Here is a 17,457-nt window from a genome sequence, read left to right on the forward strand (position 1 = left end):
TCAATGACACTTGAAGTAGTCGAAGGGTTCACGGCAGCACTTGCAACGCCACAGCGCCTTGCAGGAGGTCGAGCCGAATTCTGACAGCAGTTCGGTATCGCCTGATCCGCATTGCGGGCACGCCACCCGCTGCTCGCCGAACAGCGCGCGGCGGGAGGAGCCCGGCAGCGGCGGCGCGATGCCATACTCCTTCAGCTTGCGGCGGCCGTCCTCGCTCATCCAGTCGGTGGTCCAGGCCGGCGACAGCACGGTGCGGACCTTCGGCTGATGAATGCCCTCGCGTTCCAGCGCAAGCTCGATCTCGAGCGCGATCATGTTCATCGCGGGACAGCCGGAATAGGTCGGCGTGATCGCGACCTCGACATGGCCGTCGTGGACCGCGACATCGCGCAGCACGCCGAGATCAGCGATCGTCAGCACCGGGATTTCGGGATCGACCACCTGCGCAGCCGCGCTCCAGGCGCGCCGGCGCAGATCGGCATCGCTGAGCGCAGCCGTCACCATGTTGCCCCCGGGAAGGTCCGCTGCATCGACTGCAGCTCGCTGAGGAGATGGCCGAGATGCTCGCTGTGGCTGCCGCTGCGGCCGCCCTGCTGCATCCAGTTGCCCGATGGCAGCGCCAGCGTCGCCTCGTTGACGATGCCGGTGACCGTCTTCAGCCAGCGCGACTTGAGCGCCGCTGGATCGATCGCGATGCCGGCATCGATCAAGCTGCGCTCGCTGTCGTCGACCGCGAACATCTCGCCGGTATAGGCCCAGAGATCGTCGATCGCATCCTGCGCGCGGTGGTGGCTCTCCTCGGTGCCGTCGCCGAGGCGGACGATCCATTCCGACGAATGCCGCAAATGATAGGCGCTCTCCTTCTCCGACTTCGCCGCGATCGCAGCGAGCGTCGGATCGGAGGAGGCCATCATCGCGCGCCAGTAGAGATCGGCGAATGCCGCGTAGAAGAACTGCCGCACCATGGTGCGGGCAAAGTCGCCGTTCGGCTGCTCGACCAGCAGCAGATTGCGGTACTGCCTGACGTCGCGCAGATAGGCGAACTTGTCTTCGTCGTTATCCTTGCCTTCGACCTTGGCCGCGTAGGTGTAGAGCTCGCGGGCCTGGCCGAGCAGGTCGAGACCCATATTGGCGAGCGCCATGTCCTCTTCCAGCGCGGGCGCATGGCCGCACCATTCGGACAGCCGATGACCGAGGATCAGCGCGTCGTCGGCGCGGCGCAGCGCATAGAGCACCAGCGGCGTTTCTGAGACTGCGATATTGGCGGTTGCCATGTTCTCTATTCCACCTGCATCCACTTGCTCGACGTCATCCTGAGGAGCCTGCACAGCAGGCGTCTCGAAGGATGGCCGCGGTTACGATCGGGGCGTCATGGTTCTCCTGGCGATGCGAAACGTCGTCCAGCCATGACGGGTGAAAGTCACATATGCCCGACTTCGTCGGGGACGTCGTAGAAGGTTGGGTGACGGTAGATCTTGGATTCCGCCGGCTCGAACATCATGCCCTTCTCGGACGGGTCGGACGCGGTGATCGCGTTCGAGGGCACCACCCAGATCGACAAGCCCTCGCCGCGGCGGGTGTAGATGTCGCGCGCGGCCTGCAGCGCCAGCGTCGAGTCCGCCGCATGCAGCGAGCCGACATGCTTGTGCGCAAGGCCATTGCGGCTGCGGATGAAGACTTCCCAGAGCGGAACGTTCGGCGTGGCCATCTCTAGCGCTCCCTCTATTCTGCGGCTTGCGCGAGCTGGCGGCTCTTGCGCTTCTCGGCATAGGCCATCGCGGCCTCGCGTACCCAGGCGCCTTCCTCATGCGCCTTGCGGCGCGCGGCGAGGCGATCGCGGTTGCAGGGGCCGTTGCCGGCGAGCACCTGCTTGAACTCGTCCCAGTCGATCGGGCTGTGCACCCAATTGCCGTTCTCGTTCTGCTTCATGCCGGGATCAGGAATCGTGAGCCCGAGAAACTCGGCCTGCGGCACGGTGGCGTCGATGAATTTCTGGCGCAGCTCGTCGTTGGAGAAGCGCTTGATCTTCCACTTGGTCGAGGTGTCGCTGTGCTGACTGACCTGGTCCGCCGGGCCGAACATCATCAGCACCGGCCACCACCAGCGATCGAGCGCGTTCTGCGCCATCGCCTTCTGTTCCGCGGTGCCGCGGCACAGCGTCACCATGATCTCGAAACCCTGGCGCTGGTGGAACGACTCTTCCTTGCAGACGCGGATCATGGCGCGCGCATAGGGGCCGTAGGAGCAGCGGCACAACGGGATCTGGTTCATGATCGCGGCGCCGTCGACCAGCCAGCCGATGGTGCCGATGTCGGCCCAGGTCAGGGTCGGATAATTGAAGATCGAGGAATATTTCGCCTTGCCCGAGAGCATCGCGTCGACGAGCTCCTCGCGCGAGGTGCCGAGCGTCTCGGCGGCGGCGTAGAGATAGAGCCCGTGACCGCATTCGTCCTGCACCTTGGCGAGCAGCGCGGCCTTGCGGCGCAGCGACGGCGCACGGGTGATCCAGTTGCCCTCGGGGAGCATGCCGACGATTTCGGAATGGGCGTGCTGGGAAATCTGCCGGGTCAGCGTCTTGCGGTAAGCCGCCGGCATCCAGTCGTTCGGCTCGATGCGCTCGTCGGCATCGATACGGGCCTGGAACTGATTGGCACGGGCGACATCCTCGACGGCGCGATCGTCGCCGTCGGATGAGTTTAGCGCCTGCGTATACATGGCCAACCTCCCAGTGTGTTGTTGGGAAGGAATATATAACACAAATTTCTAAATGCAATATATTTCTGTAATATGTTCAGACGCCCTCGAAGCGACGCGCCACGGCCCCGTTGGGCTTCGGCAGCGGCCCGTCCTCGTTGGTTGCACGGTCGTCAAGCCATTGTTCCGACGGCGAAAGCAACCCGCGATAGATCTCACCGCAGAGTTTCCGGGCTGCCCGGCCCGGCCAATCCTTCGGCAACAACTGATACGGCAACAGCGGATCGCGCAGCACGACCCGGCGGTAGTGATGGATCAGCAGAATGCGTGCGGTGAAGGCGTCGGCGTCGCTCAGCTTCTCGCCTCTGACGATCCAGCCGTGCAGCGGCTCGAACGTCTTCATGAACTTCAGATAGGCGTCCGCGGTCCGATCGAGCGGCCAGCTCTCGCTGAGCAACCTGCGCCCGCTGTCATCCTCCGCGGAGACTTCCAGACGGATCGCGCGCGATGCCTCGCCGGGGATAGGCACGCCCGACGGCGCAACCCATACGCCGGGCAGCGGGCTGCCAAAGCCGGCATTCTTCAACGCCTCGCGCGCGGCATCGCGATCCTCGGCATTGCCGATCAACAGCAGCTCGAAGCGGCCGGTCCAGTCCGACGGCGGCGGATCGTAGATGTGCCTGGTCGCGGTGTCGAAGGTCTGCCGCCCCTTCGCATTCAAGCGATAAAAACTGTTGCGGCCGACCTTGCTGCGCTCGAGCCAGCCATCGGCGGCGAGCCGCGACATCGCGGTGCGCACCACATTGCCGTCGATGTCGAGCGACTTGAAGAATTCGAGCAGCGTGCCGAGCCAAACCGAGCCGCCGCGCGGCACGATGGAATCGCCGAACACGGTGATGATGATCGAGCCCGTGCGTGACGGCTCGCGCTTCAGCTGATCGACGATGCGGGCAAGCGGCTGTGGCATGCGCAACGCATAGCGCGTTTTATCGATTCACGACAATGCGGGCGCTCTCGCTTCTGCCTCTCCCCGCAAGCGGGGCGAGGTGAACAGAGATCTTCGCAACGCCTATCGATTGGGATCCGGATAGACCAAGCTGCGCCAGCCGCTGCGATCGAACGGCGCCCACTCGCTGTCCTTCTGCGCGAGGCGATCGGCGACCGCATAGACCACGGCCGGATGATGGCCCATGCCGCAATGGCTGCTCTCGACCTCGATGCTGTCGGTCATTGACGAGGCCTGCTCACGGCAACCCTGCCAGGCGCAGACGCCGTCGGTGCGGCTGAAGATCGCGGTGGTCGGCACCGGCGGTGCGCTGGCGAGCGAGCCGCCGAAACGCTGGTCCTCTTCGTCGGCACGGCGCCCGCTGGCCATCTCGTAGACGCGCCAGGCATTGGTCGACTTCGGGCCGGCGGCAAACGGGCTGCCGAGGGTGATCACCTGGCGCACGCGCTCCGGCATCATCTTGGCGAGCTGGCGCGCATAGAGACCACCGAGGCTCCAGCCGATCACCGAGACCTTGCTTCCGCTGGTCTCATTCATCTCCTGCAGCAGATCGACCATCCCGTCCTGCACGCCGGCGCGAAGCCCGAGGTTGCGGCCCTGGCGCCAGCCGCTGACGCCATAGCCCTTGCTCTTGAGGAAGTCGCGCAGCGGGCGCGTGGACATGTCGGAGGCAATCAGCCCGGGCAGCACCAGCACCGGATGCCCATCGCCGCGCGGCGCGAGGCTCAGCAGCGGCAACGCGCCAAGAAAGGCACCGAGCTCGTGAATGGCGCGGCCTTCCAGAAACATCAATGTCCTGGACGGCGGGCTTAGCGTCTGCGCAGCAATGGACATTTCAACTCCTCTTCGGCACGGCCTTTGACGTCTCGGCGGCCGGCAACGGATCAACAGGATGGGTCAGTAGAGTTGACGCAAACCCGGCGGAATCGTTCCGCAACGCAACAATCAATCTTGAAAAGTTAGGGAACCGATCACTTTCGCGCAAGCGGTCCACGTCACACTTGCAACAACTAAACTGATCTCCGTGCCCAATCGGTCACAGCAGCCGCAGCACATATTCGAGCGTGTAAAGCGCGAGCCCGGCAAGCCCGCCGATCAGCGAGCCGTTGAAGCGGATGTATTGCAGGTCCTTGCCGACATTGACCTCGATCAACGAGATCAGTTGCTCCATGTCCCAGCTCTTCATCTGGTCGGCGATGAAGGTCGAGACGCCGCTCTTCTGCTCGGCAACGACCGTGCGCAGAACCGCGACCAGGCCCTGGTTGATTTCGCCGCGCAGCTCGGCGTCGCCGTCCAGCGCGTCGCCGGCCTCGACGAGCATTCGCGCCAGCTGATGCTGCAGTACCTGCGACTCGCCCGAGGCGCTGCGCTCGATGAAATCCTTGACGTTGGCCCAGATCGTGCGCCCGAGATTGGCGAGCTCCGGCCGCGCCATCAGATCGCGCTTGAGACCGTCGATGCGATCGGCGAACGCCTTGTCGCTGCCGAGCCGGTCGACGAACGACAGCAGCATCCGGTCGAACTCGCCGCGGAACGGATGTTGCGGGTCGTTGCGCACTTCCTCGAAGAATTTCGTGGCCGAGGCGATGATCCGGTTCACCACGAACTTGTCGGCGCGATAGAGCCTCAACAGCGTCGGCATCTCCGCGCGGACCTTGTCGCGGATCACGGCCATGGTCTCCTGCTGCGTCAGCGTCTGGTGCAGCACGCGCAGGATGTCGTCGAGCAGGCCGCCATGCTTGCCCTCCTGCACGAAGCCGCGCAGCGCGCCGGCCGCAATCGGCGCAAGATCGATCGAAAGCACCTGCGTCGTGACGCGGCGGCTGATGAACTGCATCAGGCCCGAGCTCTCGGTCGCCGCAAACGCTTCGGGCAGCATCCGCAGCACGAAGCGGGCGAGATCCTCGGAACGTTTGCGGTCGCGCAGCCAGTCGGCGATGAAGCTGCCGAAATCGATCTCGCGCAGCTTGGCCTCGACCGGCCCGGATTCCAGGAAATTGTTCTCGATGAATTCGCCGAGCTTCTCGGCGATGCGTTCCTGATTGCTCTGGATGATCGCGGTGTGCGGAATCGGCAGCCCCAGCGGCCGCTTGAACAGGGCGACGACGGCATACCAATCGGCCAGCCCACCGATGGTCGCGGCCTCGGCAAATGCCGCAATGAAGCCGAAGGCGGGATGCACCGGCAGCAGCGCCTTCGCTGCGATGAAGATGATGAGGGTTGCCGCCAGCACGCCGGTCGCCAGCCACTTCACGCGCCGCAGCTCGGCCGCGCGTTCGGCATCGACGGGCGTTGCAATGAGGGCGGCGGGAAGGGTCATGGGGATAGAGCAAGCTTTCGCACTGGCCGCACACTAGCCGTCATCGCGAGCGAAGCGAAGCAATCCATTTCGCCGCTCGCGCAGAGGTGGATTGCTTCGTTTCGCTCCTCGCACTGACGGCAGGCGCGACGTCAACGATGTATGAGAAGCACCGCAAAAAAGAAGGCCCGCAAAATGGCGGGCCTTCGAAAAGGGCAGTGGTCAGCGCAAGCGCGATCAGGCGGTCTTGCTGTAGACCTTGGCGAAGTTGTCCTGCGCGGTCTTCGCACCGTCGGTGACGAGCTTGCCGAGATACTCGGTGGTGGCCTTCGCCCGCGAGACGAACAGTTCGCCACGCGCACGGACCAGGTCCGACTGGATCTGGGCGGCTTCGCTCAGCGACTTGGCGGAAGCGAGCTTGTCGATACCGGCGAAGAACGCCTCGGCGTCCTGGTAGAGCGCCTGCTGGATGTTGCGGCTGATCTTGGCGGCTTCGGTCACCGAACCGGCAACGGCGGTCTCGATCACGTTGGTCACCTTCTCGGAGCCGGCATACGCGTCGGCGGCGCGGGTCTTGGCGGCCTCGGCCTGCTTCTTCACGAACTCACGGGCGGCTTCCGGAACTTCCATGTTCTGGAGCTTGGTGAACGCCTCGGTGACGGGCGCGAAAGCATCCTTGACGTTGTTCAGCACGGAATTGGTTTCGGTGGTCATTGGGGTCTCTCCATCCTCACGTTTGAGCTATGGGCTCACCCCGTCCGGATTGGCCCGGGGCGAGGCTGTTGTGTCACAATTCATGGTGCGCCGCAACATCAATGTTGCAGCGCGATATCACGAGCCTGTGAAGAAGATGAATATCCGGCCGATTGCCTAAGGAACCAGCGATTTACGGTTGCTAATTACCGCCAACTGCCTCGGACACCCCGTATGCCTCCATCTGCGCCCGGACTTGCGCCACGTTGTGCCCGAGCACGACGATGTCGTGGGTCTTGCCCTCGACGTCGCGGACATGGTCGCGCAGCAGGGCCTCCGCCTTGAAGCCGAGGCTTTCGAACAGCGCGATCGCCGCCCGCTGGTCGACTGTCATCTGCACCGAGAACTTCTCCAGCCCGGCGCCGAGCGCGATGGCGAAAGTCTCCTGCGACAGCGCCCGGCCGACGCCCTGCCCGCGCACGTCGAGCGACACCACCATCCGGATCTCGCCGACATGCGGCGACCAGGAGTGCGGATCGCGCACCAGGGTGCCGCAGCCGACCACCTTGCCGTCCTTGATCGCGAGCAGGCTCGTGATATCGCCGCGCTCGATCTCGTTGATCCAGGCCGACAGCACCTTCGGCTGGCTGATGTTGCGCGGCAGGAACAGCAGATCGTGCGTCGGCAGCTGCTGCGCAAAGGCCAGCACCGCGGCCTCGTCGGCCCGCTTCATCAGGCGAAACTCGATGTCGCCCGCCTCGGTCTTGACGTGGCGCGGATAGGAACGTTGTTCGGTCATGTCGATCTCTTGCTCAACCAGGAGTCCAGTTTCGGCCACAGCCGCTTGATTGCATTGGCGCCGGCGACCAGCGAGACGTGACCGCCCTTCAGCATCACCTCCTCCTTGTCCTCGGAGCCGATCTTGGTGATCAGGTGCTTTGCCGCGTCATACGGCACGATGTGGTCGTGCTCGGCGACCGCGTGCAGGATCGGCACCTTGATGTCGGCGAGCTTGGCCGCGCGGCCGCCGACCGTCATAGTGTCGTTGTAGAGCTTGTTGTCCCACATCAGGTCCTTGGTGATGGCACGGAAATATTCGCCCGCCAGCGGCAGCGTGTCGGTCGCCCAGCGGTCGAACATCCGGTACGACTTGACGAACTCGTCGTTCCAGATGTTGTCCCAGAGCTGGATCTGGCCGACGACGCGCGCGGCCGGCCGCAACATGTCGAACGATTGCAGGATCAGTTCGGGCGGCATGTTGCCGGTGCTGTCGATCAGACGGTCGACGTCGAAATAGCGGCGGTCGGCGAAATTCGAGAACAGCTTCATCTCGCGAAAATCGATCGGCGTGGTGAAGCAGATCAAATTCTTCATCGGCCCGTCGTTGAAGATCGACCCATAAAGCAGCGACAATACGCCGCCGAAGCAATAGCCGATCACGGAGAGGTCCTTCTCACCGGAGTCCTGCTGCACGCGGCGGACCGATTCCGGAATGAAGTCGAGGACGTAGTCCTCCATCCGCAGCGATTTCTCCTCGGGCTTCGGCGCGGTCCAGTCCAGCATGTAGACGTCGAAGCCGCGCTTGAGCAGGAACTCGATGAAGCTCTGCCCGGGTACGAGGTCGAGGATGTAGCCGCGGTTGGTGGTCGCCATCACGATCAGGACCGGCACGCGATAGACCTCACTGGTCTGCGGCCGGTAGTGATAGAGGTTCATGGTGCCGCGCGAATACAGCACGTCCTTTGGCGTCGAGCCGAGCTCGGGGCCGGAGCTCGAGAAATACTCGACGCCCTTGATGCTGCGCTGGATCGCGCGCTGCACCTCGGACTGGACTCGCTCGGAGATCGAGGCGAAATCAAACCCGGTGGGAGCATTCATTTGCTGTCTCCCTCCGATGGCGGGCGCCTGGTGCGCGGCGGCCGTGGCGTTGCGCCGTAGCCGTCGTTCGGCGCCAGCGAATTGTGGTGCACCTGCTGCAGCAGCGTCTTGATCTCGTTGAGCTGGGTCTCCATCGACTGCAGGCGCTCGGCCATGCCGACGAGCTGGGCCCGGCTCGGCAGGTTCATCGCCAGCAGATATTTCTCCATCAGCTCGCCGAGCTGCTTCTGCGCGCCCGCCGCGGCGCTGCCGGCCTGATTCATCACCTTGGAGAATTCAGGCGAGGTCATCAACTGGTTGCCGAAGGAGTTGAACCCCTTCTCCATCTCGCCAATCATCGTCTGCCAGATCACGGCAGGGTCGTTGCCCTTGTCGGCCATGCGGCCCTCCTCCACGTCAATTCCGAGCGCTTGTCGCGCTTCCGTTTGTTTGTGCCATACGACACTGTTGCCGCTGATCGGTCAACAGTGCGGCGTCCGGCGACGTTGACGCTCTTCTGCGCTGCGTCAATCTATGGCAGCGTGGAGGTTCCTGACCGCGAATCCAGGAGAGGATGCCCGTGACCACGACCGCCCATCAGCCGCCGCAGCTCGCCCGCGCCAACGGCATCGACATCTGCTACGAGATTTTTGGCGATGCGAATGCGAAGCCGCTGCTTCTGATCATGGGCCTCGGCGCCCAGATGATCCATTGGGACGACGAATTCTGCTGCCGGCTTGCTGCGCGCGGGTTTCGCGTGATCCGGTTCGACAACAGGGATATCGGCAAATCCTCCCGGATGAGCGGCGGCAACCGGCTGACCGCGCTGGAGCTGCTGAAGCTGCGCTTCCTGAAGATTCCGGTCGCAGCGCCCTACCGGCTGGCCGACATGGCGCGGGACACGATCGGTCTGATGGACACGCTCGGCATCCGCACCGCGCATCTGGTCGGCGCGTCGATGGGCGGCATGATCGCGCAGGAGGTTGCGATCACCTTTCCCGAGCGCGTGCGCTCGCTGACCTCGATCATGTCGACCACGGGCAATCCAAAGGTGCCGGGACCGACCCGCGCGGCGACCGCGGTGCTGATGGCGCCGCCGCCGAAGAGCAAGGAGGAGTACTTCGTGCGTTTCGGCCAGACCTGGAAGGTGCTGCGCAACGGCTCGTTCCCTGAGGATGAGGCACTGGACCCGGAACGTGCGCGGCGCAGCTTTGAGCGCGGCCTCAATCCGGAAGGCGTCGGCCGCCAGCTCCGCGCCATCCTCGCCTCCGGCAGCCGCAAGGAGCGTCTGGGCAGCGTCAAGGCGCCGACGCTGGTGATCCACGGCACCGTCGATCCGCTGGTGCATCCCGAAGGCGGCAAGGACACTGCGGTCTCGATTCCGGGCGCAAAGCTCCTGATGATCGAGGGCATGGGCCATGCGCTGCCGATCCCGATGTGGCCGCAGATCATCGACGCCATCGACAAGCACGCGCATGGGGCGGCGGTGAAGGCGGCGTGAGGCTAGAGCGTTTTCAAGCGAAGTGGATACCGGTTCGCGTCAAGAAGACGCGTCAAAACAAGAATCCAGAGCCCCGTTCCGGTTCAATCGGAACGGAGCTCTGGTATCTCCCGGTAACCATGTGAGCCGGGAGTGCGTTCTTCCGGGCACGGCATGGAGGCTGTAGAGAGCGCAATGCACCGCGCAGATCGCGCGCCATTAGCCTCCGGGAGTCACCAGATGAAGACCATCCTCCGGCCGCGGACAGCCGTCGCCGCTCTCTTCCTCGCGCTCGCATCTTCCGCCGCGATGGCCGCCACCAGCGACGCGCAGCAGGAAGCCAACCGCAAGGCGGTGCTGGCCTTCTACGAGAAGGGGCTGAACCAGAAGGACGCCGACGCGGCGCTCGCCTATGTCGGCAACCGCTATGTGCAGCACAATCCCGGCGCGGCCGACGGTCCCGAAGGCTTCCGCAAGTTCATCGGCTTCCTGCGCGAGAAGTTTCCGAACTCGCACAGCGAGATCAAGCGTTCGTTCGTCGACGGCGACTACGTGATCCTGCACGTCCACGCGGTGCGCGAGCCCGGCACCCGCGGCAATGCGATCATCGACATCTTCAAGCTCGAGGACGGCAAGATCGTCGAGCATTGGGACGTGGTGCAGCCGGTTCCGGAGAATCCGGCGAATAACAACACGATGTTCTGAAAGTACCCACATGCCCCGGCCTTGCGCCGGACATGGCACACAGTCAGGTTCGCGAGCTCGCCGAGATGCCTGCTACTCCTTGACCGCGATCCAGATCACGTGGCGCACGCCGCGGCCACGGCCCGTGGCACGGATGGCGACTTCGTTGACCGCGAATCCGGCGTGGGACAGCGATTTCGGGAACTTGGCGTTCGGACCGGACGACCAGACGGCGAGCACGCCGCCGCGCCGCAGCGCCGTGTGGGCGATCTTGAGTCCAGAGATGTCATACAGTGCGTCATTGGCCTTGCGGGTCAGGCCTTCCGGGCCGTTATCGACATCGAGGAGAATGGCATCGTAGGTGCGCGGATTGCGCTCGATCACATCGGCGACATCCATCTCCTGGATGCTGACGCGCGGATCGTTCAGGCTGTCGCCGAAGATCTCGGCCATCGGGCCCCTCGCCCAGGCGACCACGGCCGGCACCAACTCGGCCACCACGATCTGCGCCTCGGGTCCAAGCACGGTGAGCGCCGCCCGCAGCGTGAAGCCCATGCCGAGGCCGCCGATCAGAAAACGCGGCCGTTCGACCTTATCGATCTTCTTCGCCGCGAGTGTCGCCAGCGCGGCTTCCGAGCCCGACAGGCGGCTGTTCATCAGCTCATTGGTGCCGAGCATGATCGAGAATTCGCGGCCTCGCCGCATCAGACGCAGTTCACCCTCAGTGCCGGGAATGCGCGCGGTCTCGATCTTCTCCCATGGAATCATGGGATGGCTTGTAACATGGCCGGCACCTTTGCCGAAGGCAGGCTAGCCGCCGGCCCAGACGTCGAGCACGTAGCGGTTCCTGGTTCCCATGTCCTCGATCCAGCGCGCGGTGGCGCCAGTGTCGGCACCGGTGCGGTCGCGATAGATCGACATCAACGTCGCCTTGACGTCGGGCTCCATCTTGCCGCCATCGCCGCAGACATAGACGATCGCGCCCTGCTCGATCAGTTCCCAGACCCGATCCTTCTGCGCGGCGACGAGATGCTGCACGTAGGTCTTGGGCCCGTCGGCGCGCGAGAAGGCGGTGTAGAGTTCACTGATGCCACCGGCTGCGAACGCCTTCAGCTCATCCGCATAGATGAAATCCTGCTCCGGATGCCGGCAGCCGAAGAACAGCATCGCGGGGCCCAGCGTCGCGCCTTTTGCCTTGCGCGCGGCGCGCTCCTGCAGAAAGCCGCGGAACGGTGCGAGCCCGGTTCCCGGCCCGATCATGATAATCGGCACGGCGTTGTCGTCGGGCAGGCGGAAACCGGCCTTGGTCTCCTTGATCGTGGCATGGATGGTGTCGCCCGCCCGGCGGCGCGCCAGATAGTTCGAGCAGACGCCCTTGTATGTGCCGCGGCCCGAGCTTGCAGGCGCTTCCACCACGCCGACGGTGACGCTGCAGCGCAGCGCATCGCCTGCAGGAGACGACGAGATCGAGTAATAGCGCGGCGCCAGCAGCGACAGCATTTCAAGGTAGAGGTGGAACGGCAGCTCGCAGGCCGGATATTCCTCGAGCAGATCGAACACCGATTTGCGCCTGGCCAGCACGTCGGTGCGATAGCGCTCGGCCGCAGCATCGTCGTCGCCGACATAGGCCATAAGCTTCGGCTTGGTCACCGGGCAGCGGGTGTGCTCGGCCATGATCTGGATCTGCTTGCGGGTTGCAACCTGCTGCAGCTCGACGAACTCGGTGAGCAGCCGGCCGACCGACACGGCGTTGCCGACCGGCAGCTGCGCGCGGCGGCCTTCCGAGACCTGCAGGCGGATCTGGTCGGCCGGCAGGAAGCCGAACCGGCGCGCAACGGAATCGACCAATGTAGGATCGTTGCGCGGCACCACGCTGAGATGATCGCCGACGCGATATCCGAGACTGGCCGGCAGCTCGACCTCGATATGGCGGGTCGAGCGCTCCGACGGATGGGCGCCTTCCCTGGTCTGCAGCTCGTTGTTGGCAAGCACCTTCATCGGCACCGCGCCGCCCTGCGTCACGATGGTGTTGACCGCGCCCTGCGCCACCGGCTCGATCGCGTAGAGCGGCTCGTCCTCGGCGGTGCGGGTGAAATTCCAGTCGATGCCGAATTCCTTGGTCGCGACCTTCGCGGCCTCCGGGAACCATTTCTGGAACTGGCCGTCGAGATCGCTGCGCGCATCGCCCTCGCCGCGCGGATAGACCGCGCGGGCGCCGTGCTTGGTCAGCTGCTCGTCGATGAAGCGCGGCACCGACTGATAGGTCGCCGCCCAATCGCTGTTGCCGCAGCCGAACACAGCATAGCGCACCTTGGCGAAGGCGTCCTTCGGCAGGTCGCTTTCGAGCCATTTGACGAATTGCGTCGCATTGTCGGGCGCCGCGCCATTGTAGGAGGCGCAGATGATCAGGACGCCGCCCTCCTCCGGCAGCTTGCCGACATAGTCGTCCAGCGGGCCAAGCCGGGTGGCAAAACCATTGATCTCGGACAGATCGGCCATGCGGGTCGCCAGCTCCTCGGCCGAGCCGAGGTTGGAGCCGTAGAGCACCAGCATCGGCGTGTTGTGGCCGGGGCGCGTGGTCGGCGCGCGCGGTGCCTTCGGCGCGGCCGCAACGGCGCCGGTGCTGCCGGCGAACGCGCCGCGATCCCTGTCGTCGCGCGGCCGCACCTTGATCCTGAAGCCGTCGGGCTTGACGGTCAGCGTCTCCTTTAGGTGCATCTGGTAGCGATGCACGTCGAGCAGCCTGAAGCGTTGCAGGATCATGCCGATCGCGAGCGCCGCCTCGTGCATGGCAAAGCCGCGGCCGATGCAGGCGCGCTGGCCGTTGCCGAACGGCTTCCAGGCGTTGATCGGGCGCTTGGCCTCCGCCTCGCGGCTGAAATTCTCGGGATCGAACACGTCGGGGTTCGGGCCCCAGACGGAGGGATCGCGATGCAGCGCCATCACCAAGATGGTGATGAAGGTGTTCTTCTTGAGCTTGTACTTGCCGCCGATCGTCTCGTCGTTGAGCGGCGCGATGCCATAGGCCGGCGCCGGCGGCCACAGCCGCAGCGCTTCCTTCAGGCATTGGGTGATATAGGTGAGCTGCGTCACCTGCTGATAGGTCGGTCTCGCGTTGACGTCGGGACCAAGGACGCGATCGACCTCCTCATAGGCCTTCTTCAGCACCTCGGGATGCTTCAACAGCGCATAGATCGTGCACGACAGCAGGCCAGAGGTGGTCTCGTGGCCGGCAATCAGGAACGTGTTGATCTGGTAGCGGATGTTGACGTCGTCGAGCTGCTCGCCGGTGGCGCGATCGACGCCGGTCATCATCGCGGCCAGCATGTCCTTCTTGTCGCTGGTCACGTCGGTATTGCCGCGACGTTCGGCGATGATCTCGTCGACCATCTTGTTCATGAAGGCGACGTCGTCGGCCAGCGTCTTCCGCCGCTTCTGCATCCAAAGACCCTCGAGCGGCAGGCCGCGGGTCATCATGATGGTCTCGAGCGAGCGCACCAGCGATTCCACGAAGGGGTGGTAATCGCGACGGTAGAACGAATTGAAGCGGTAGTCGAAGCCGCACAGCCCGATGGTGTCGAGGGTCAGCGCCGTCATGTCGTGGACGACCTCGATCTCCTCGTCGGCGTTGAGGCGCTCCCATTTCTTGACCAACTGCTCGGCGATATCGACCATGCTCGGGTGATACGACTGCATGGCGCGGTTGCCGAACGGCTGCATCAGGATGTTGTGCGCCTTGCTCCAGTTCGGCTCCTTGGTGTCGGCGGTGAACAGCCCGTCGCCGCCGACCGCACGCACCCGACGCAGCGAGCCGCGCACCGCCTTGTCGAAGCGCTTTTCGTCGGAGAGCTCGTCGACCAGATCGTGACCGGAGACGATCACGATCGGCGCACCCATCATGTCGAGCCAGAAGATCGGCCCGAGCTCCTTGGAGAGCTTCACCAGATGCTGCACCGGCGCGGTCGAATCCAGCGACAGCATGTTGCCGACCACCGGCTTCGTCGGCGGATGCGGAATCGGACTCAGTCTGTTCCCGGACGCCATCTTCGAAGTGCCCCCTCACTACGTCGTCATCCTGAGGAGCGCGCACCGCGCGCGTCTCGGAGGATGGCCGCTTGCTCCAGTCCCTCTCATCCTTCGAGGCGCGCCGAAGCCGGCGCGCACCTCAGGATGACGCCTAGCCGAATCTTCGCCTACGCCACTCAATCAGCTTGGCGCTGACCTCGTCCGGCTTTTCCTGCTGCGTCCAATGGCCGCTGTCTCGGACCAGATACTTTTCGAGGTCCGGTACCAGCTTCTCCATGCCGTCGGCGGCCGAGGGCGGCAGCACCGCATCGTTCTCGGCCATGATCATCAGCGACGGCACGCGCACGTGATGGTCGAGCCCCGCCGAGCGTTCCCAGTTGCGGGTGAAGTTGCGATACCAGTTGATACCGCCGGTGAACCCGGTCTTGCTGAAGGTGTCGACGAACACCTTCTTCTCCTCCGCCGACAGGATCGGCGTCCGCGGATCGTGCTTGGCGTCGTAGTTCGCGATCATCTGCGGGAACGCCAGGTTGAGCCGCGCCGAGGCGCCGACGCCGGCGATCGGCTGCTCCTCCGGCGTGCCCGGCGGGCGCGCCGCCGGCTTGCGCATGAAAGCGTCGAAGGTCTGCTCCACGCGGCTGCCGAAGATCCGGTCGGGCTCGCGCGCCGGATCCTGGAACTGGACGATGTACATCTGGTCGCCGAAACGCTGGCGGAACAGCGCGATCGGGTCCATCGGCGCGCGGTCCCAATGCGGCGTGTTGACGCCAACGACGCCGGCGACCCGCGACGGATGCCTGAGCGGCATCTGCCAGACGACAAAGCCACCCCAGTCGTGACCGACGAAGATCGCCTTGTCGATCTTGAGATGGTCGAGCAGGCCGACCAGGTCGCCCGTCAGGTGCTCCATGTCGTAGGCCTCAACCGGCTCCGGCCGGTCGGTCGCGCCATAGCCGCGCTGATCCGGGGCGATCACCCGGATGCCGGCCTCGCCCAGCGCCTTGATCTGATGGCGCCAGGAGAATGCCAGTTCAGGCCAGCCGTGGCACAGCACCACGGGCGGCGCGTCGGTCCTGGGGCCAGCTTCGTAAAACCCCATGCGGATGCCGTTTGTCTCGGCGAACTGCAGCGATGGCATATCGATCATTGACAGGATTCCTATTCGGCCGCGCCCTTGATGTCGGCAGGCGGCGGCGCGAACGCCGCCTCAAGTGCATCGAATTCGAGCGGCAGCATGTCGCACATCACCTGCACATGGGGGATGATGTTGGCACCGACGATGAAACCGAAATCGAGCTGATCGCGGTAGCTCTGCACGGTGATGTTGAGTGCGATCCCGTGGGTCGAGATCGAGACCGGGAAGATGTGCAGCAGTTCCGCGCCAGCCGCGTACAGCGTCTGCCGCGGACCCGGCACGTTCGACACCGTGATGTTGGTGGCCGGCGGCAGCACATTGGACAGGTCGGATCGGCTGTAGAGCAGCGCCATGACCTGCACCAGGATCGGCGCGCCGAGCAGCGAGATATTGGAAACCTGCGGCACCAGGGCGCGCAGCGGATGCGACATCTCCTTGGACTTGGTGGACTGCGCGATGATGGTCTCCAGCCGCTTCTTCGGGTCCTCGACGTCGGTCGCGATCGAGCAAATCATGCCGAACACCTGGTTGTTGGATTCGGCGTTGCCTTCCTCGCGCAGCGAGATCGGCACGCCTGCCGTCAGCGACTTGTTCGGCAGCGCGCCCTGGCTGATCAGATAGCGCCGCACCACGCCGGAGGCGAGCGCCAGCACGACGTCGTTGAGCTTGCCGCCCGAGGCTTTCGCCAGCGCCTTGGCGCGCGACAGCGAGATCGAGGTGCCGGCAAAGCTGCGCTCCGACGAGATCGCCTTGTTGAGGATGGTCGGCGGCGAGGACATCGCCTGCAGACTCTCGCGCGACCTGGGATCGGCGATCTTGGCGACGACGTCGGACAGGCTCTTGAGCACGGTCGGCATGGAGCCCGCGAACTTCACCGCGCTCTCGATCTGGAACATGGCATTGTCGAACAGGATCGAGCCGAGGTCGCTCTTGCCGGAGCGCGGCAGTTCCAGGCTCTTTTGCGCGGTGGCGGCCGCCTCGAACGGCTGGGTCCAGAGCTGCTGATAGGCGTCGATCAAATTGGCCGCGATGTCGCGCGGCTCCTGCGCGACCTTTTTCGCGCTCGGCGGATCGATCTGCCGCGGCACCGGCGTGAGGTCGTAGATCATGCTGGTGAGCGCCGCGCCGGCGCCGCCGTCGATGCAGGCGTGGTGCATCTTGGAATAGAGCCCGATCTCGTTGTCCTTCATGCCCTCGAAGACGTAGAACTCCCAGAGCGGGCGGGCGCGGTTCAACAGCTTGGCGTGCATCCAGCCGACGATGCGTTCCAGCGTCGCGCGGTCGTGCGGCGCAGGCAGGCTGGCGCGAAAGATGTGGCGGTCGATGTCGAACTGGTCGTCCTCGACCCAGGACGGGTGATCGATGTCGAGCGGCGCCTTCTGCAGGCGCGCCTTGAGGATCGGCGCGATGTGCAGCCGCGAGGCGATCATCGCCTTGAACTCCTCGAAGAAGTCGCCCTTGTAGCCGTCGGGCAGCCGGAAGATCGCCATGCTGCCGACATGCATCGGCATTTCCGGCGTTTCCAGATACAGAAACGATGCGTCCAGCGAGGACAGCTTTTTGGCGTCGCTCATGGTCTCCTC

At 64.6% G+C, this 17,457-nt stretch carries 17 protein-coding genes; 2 read left to right on the plus strand and 15 right to left on the minus strand.

Annotated features, from left to right (window positions below; all coding sequences use genetic code 11):
• The 11 genes from paaD to HAP47_RS29185 all read right to left on the minus strand — a co-directional run bounded on the left by paaD (nt 1) and on the right by HAP47_RS29185 (nt 8,950).
• The gene (paaD, locus tag HAP47_RS29135; RefSeq protein WP_173641632.1) at nt 1-504 is read right to left on the minus strand and encodes a 1,2-phenylacetyl-CoA epoxidase subunit PaaD; all 504 of its coding nucleotides are present in this window, start codon (nt 502-504) and stop codon (nt 1-3) included.
• A complete protein-coding gene (gene paaC / locus HAP47_RS29140; protein WP_173641631.1) occupies nt 498-1,274 on the minus strand; it encodes a 1,2-phenylacetyl-CoA epoxidase subunit PaaC in 777 nt (258 codons plus the stop codon). The genes paaD and paaC overlap by 7 nt, the downstream gene beginning before the upstream one ends.
• Before the next feature lie 146 nt (nt 1,275-1,420).
• The gene (gene paaB / locus HAP47_RS29145; protein ID WP_024579339.1) at nt 1,421-1,708 is read right to left on the minus strand and encodes a 1,2-phenylacetyl-CoA epoxidase subunit PaaB; all 288 of its coding nucleotides are present in this window, start codon (nt 1,706-1,708) and stop codon (nt 1,421-1,423) included.
• A gap of 14 nt (nt 1,709-1,722) precedes the next feature.
• The gene (gene paaA / locus HAP47_RS29150; protein WP_173641630.1) at nt 1,723-2,715 is read right to left on the minus strand and encodes a 1,2-phenylacetyl-CoA epoxidase subunit PaaA; all 993 of its coding nucleotides are present in this window, start codon (nt 2,713-2,715) and stop codon (nt 1,723-1,725) included.
• Nucleotides 2,716-2,791: 76 nt separating this feature from the next.
• Nucleotides 2,792-3,661 (minus strand): phenylacetic acid degradation operon negative regulatory protein PaaX, encoded by an 870-nt coding sequence (paaX, locus tag HAP47_RS29155; RefSeq protein WP_173641629.1) that lies wholly within the window; start codon nt 3,659-3,661, stop codon nt 2,792-2,794.
• A gap of 102 nt (nt 3,662-3,763) precedes the next feature.
• On the minus strand, nt 3,764-4,534 hold the full coding sequence (locus tag HAP47_RS29160; protein ID WP_173641628.1) for an esterase/lipase family protein: 771 nt from the start codon (nt 4,532-4,534) through the stop codon (nt 3,764-3,766).
• Between the two features lie 202 nt (nt 4,535-4,736).
• The gene (locus HAP47_RS29165) at nt 4,737-6,020 is read right to left on the minus strand and encodes a DUF445 domain-containing protein (protein ID WP_173641627.1); all 1,284 of its coding nucleotides are present in this window, start codon (nt 6,018-6,020) and stop codon (nt 4,737-4,739) included.
• A gap of 216 nt (nt 6,021-6,236) precedes the next feature.
• Nucleotides 6,237-6,713 (minus strand): phasin, encoded by a 477-nt coding sequence (locus HAP47_RS29170; RefSeq protein WP_173641626.1) that lies wholly within the window; start codon nt 6,711-6,713, stop codon nt 6,237-6,239.
• 181 nt (nt 6,714-6,894) lie between these two features.
• Nucleotides 6,895-7,491: a GNAT family N-acetyltransferase gene (locus tag HAP47_RS29175; RefSeq protein WP_173641625.1), complete on the minus strand. Its 597-nt coding sequence runs from the start codon at nt 7,489-7,491 to the stop codon at nt 6,895-6,897.
• Nucleotides 7,488-8,570: a PHA/PHB synthase family protein gene (locus HAP47_RS29180; RefSeq protein WP_173641624.1), complete on the minus strand. Its 1,083-nt coding sequence runs from the start codon at nt 8,568-8,570 to the stop codon at nt 7,488-7,490. The genes HAP47_RS29175 and HAP47_RS29180 overlap by 4 nt, the downstream gene beginning before the upstream one ends.
• Nucleotides 8,567-8,950, minus strand: coding sequence for a hypothetical protein (locus HAP47_RS29185; RefSeq protein WP_173641623.1), 384 nt, complete (start codon nt 8,948-8,950; stop codon nt 8,567-8,569). The genes HAP47_RS29180 and HAP47_RS29185 overlap by 4 nt, the downstream gene beginning before the upstream one ends.
• 173 nt (nt 8,951-9,123) lie before the next feature.
• On the opposite strand from HAP47_RS29185, the gene HAP47_RS29190 reads away from it, so the two are divergent.
• Nucleotides 9,124-10,050: an alpha/beta fold hydrolase gene (locus HAP47_RS29190; protein WP_173641622.1), complete on the plus strand. Its 927-nt coding sequence runs from the start codon at nt 9,124-9,126 to the stop codon at nt 10,048-10,050.
• 288 nt (nt 10,051-10,338) lie between these two features.
• Complete coding sequence (locus HAP47_RS29195; protein WP_371821824.1) at nt 10,339-10,734, plus strand: nuclear transport factor 2 family protein; 396 nt, start codon at nt 10,339-10,341, stop codon at nt 10,732-10,734.
• 72 nt (nt 10,735-10,806) lie between these two features.
• Here HAP47_RS29195 and HAP47_RS29200 read toward each other — a convergent pair whose 3' ends face one another.
• The 4 genes from HAP47_RS29200 to HAP47_RS29215 form a co-directional block, all read right to left on the minus strand.
• A complete protein-coding gene (locus HAP47_RS29200; protein WP_173641620.1) occupies nt 10,807-11,481 on the minus strand; it encodes a spermidine synthase in 675 nt (224 codons plus the stop codon).
• A gap of 42 nt (nt 11,482-11,523) precedes the next feature.
• Nucleotides 11,524-14,757 carry a bifunctional cytochrome P450/NADPH--P450 reductase gene (locus HAP47_RS29205; protein WP_173641619.1) on the minus strand — a complete coding sequence of 1,078 codons (3,234 nt, stop codon included), beginning with the start codon at nt 14,755-14,757 and terminating at the stop codon, nt 11,524-11,526.
• Nucleotides 14,758-14,890: 133 nt separating this feature from the next.
• Complete coding sequence (locus HAP47_RS29210) at nt 14,891-15,886, minus strand: alpha/beta fold hydrolase (RefSeq protein ID WP_173641618.1); 996 nt, start codon at nt 15,884-15,886, stop codon at nt 14,891-14,893.
• An 11-nt stretch (nt 15,887-15,897) separates the two neighbouring features.
• Nucleotides 15,898-17,448, minus strand: a complete 1,551-nt coding sequence (locus HAP47_RS29215; RefSeq protein ID WP_173641617.1) for a WS/DGAT/MGAT family O-acyltransferase — start codon at nt 17,446-17,448, stop codon at nt 15,898-15,900.
• Nucleotides 17,449-17,457 lie beyond the last annotated feature (9 nt).

Origin of the sequence: Bradyrhizobium sp. 41S5 (assembly GCF_011516665.3) — a bacterium.
Classification (GTDB): domain Bacteria; phylum Pseudomonadota; class Alphaproteobacteria; order Rhizobiales; family Xanthobacteraceae; genus Bradyrhizobium; species Bradyrhizobium quebecense.

What these genes read in the sequence shown, in the direction of transcription:
- paaD (WP_173641632.1), bottom strand. Translation starts at nt 504, where the DNA reads ATGGTGACGGCTGCGCTCAGCGATGCCGATCTGCGCCGGCGCGCCTGG.
- paaC (WP_173641631.1), bottom strand. Translation starts at nt 1,274, where the DNA reads ATGGCAACCGCCAATATCGCAGTCTCAGAAACGCCGCTGGTGCTCTAT.
- paaB (WP_024579339.1), bottom strand. Translation starts at nt 1,708, where the DNA reads ATGGCCACGCCGAACGTTCCGCTCTGGGAAGTCTTCATCCGCAGCCGC.
- paaA (WP_173641630.1), bottom strand. Translation starts at nt 2,715, where the DNA reads ATGTATACGCAGGCGCTAAACTCATCCGACGGCGACGATCGCGCCGTC.
- paaX (WP_173641629.1), bottom strand. Translation starts at nt 3,661, where the DNA reads ATGCCACAGCCGCTTGCCCGCATCGTCGATCAGCTGAAGCGCGAGCCG.
- HAP47_RS29160 (WP_173641628.1), bottom strand. Translation starts at nt 4,534, where the DNA reads ATGTCCATTGCTGCGCAGACGCTAAGCCCGCCGTCCAGGACATTGATG.
- HAP47_RS29165 (WP_173641627.1), bottom strand. Translation starts at nt 6,020, where the DNA reads ATGACCCTTCCCGCCGCCCTCATTGCAACGCCCGTCGATGCCGAACGC.
- HAP47_RS29170 (WP_173641626.1), bottom strand. Translation starts at nt 6,713, where the DNA reads ATGACCACCGAAACCAATTCCGTGCTGAACAACGTCAAGGATGCTTTC.
- HAP47_RS29175 (WP_173641625.1), bottom strand. Translation starts at nt 7,491, where the DNA reads ATGACCGAACAACGTTCCTATCCGCGCCACGTCAAGACCGAGGCGGGC.
- HAP47_RS29180 (WP_173641624.1), bottom strand. Translation starts at nt 8,570, where the DNA reads ATGAATGCTCCCACCGGGTTTGATTTCGCCTCGATCTCCGAGCGAGTC.
- HAP47_RS29185 (WP_173641623.1), bottom strand. Translation starts at nt 8,950, where the DNA reads ATGGCCGACAAGGGCAACGACCCTGCCGTGATCTGGCAGACGATGATT.
- HAP47_RS29190 (WP_173641622.1), top strand. Translation starts at nt 9,124, where the DNA reads ATGCCCGTGACCACGACCGCCCATCAGCCGCCGCAGCTCGCCCGCGCC.
- HAP47_RS29195 (WP_371821824.1), top strand. Translation starts at nt 10,339, where the DNA reads ATGGCCGCCACCAGCGACGCGCAGCAGGAAGCCAACCGCAAGGCGGTG.
- HAP47_RS29200 (WP_173641620.1), bottom strand. Translation starts at nt 11,481, where the DNA reads ATGATTCCATGGGAGAAGATCGAGACCGCGCGCATTCCCGGCACTGAG.
- HAP47_RS29205 (WP_173641619.1), bottom strand. Translation starts at nt 14,757, where the DNA reads ATGGCGTCCGGGAACAGACTGAGTCCGATTCCGCATCCGCCGACGAAG.
- HAP47_RS29210 (WP_173641618.1), bottom strand. Translation starts at nt 15,886, where the DNA reads ATGATCGATATGCCATCGCTGCAGTTCGCCGAGACAAACGGCATCCGC.
- HAP47_RS29215 (WP_173641617.1), bottom strand. Translation starts at nt 17,448, where the DNA reads ATGAGCGACGCCAAAAAGCTGTCCTCGCTGGACGCATCGTTTCTGTAT.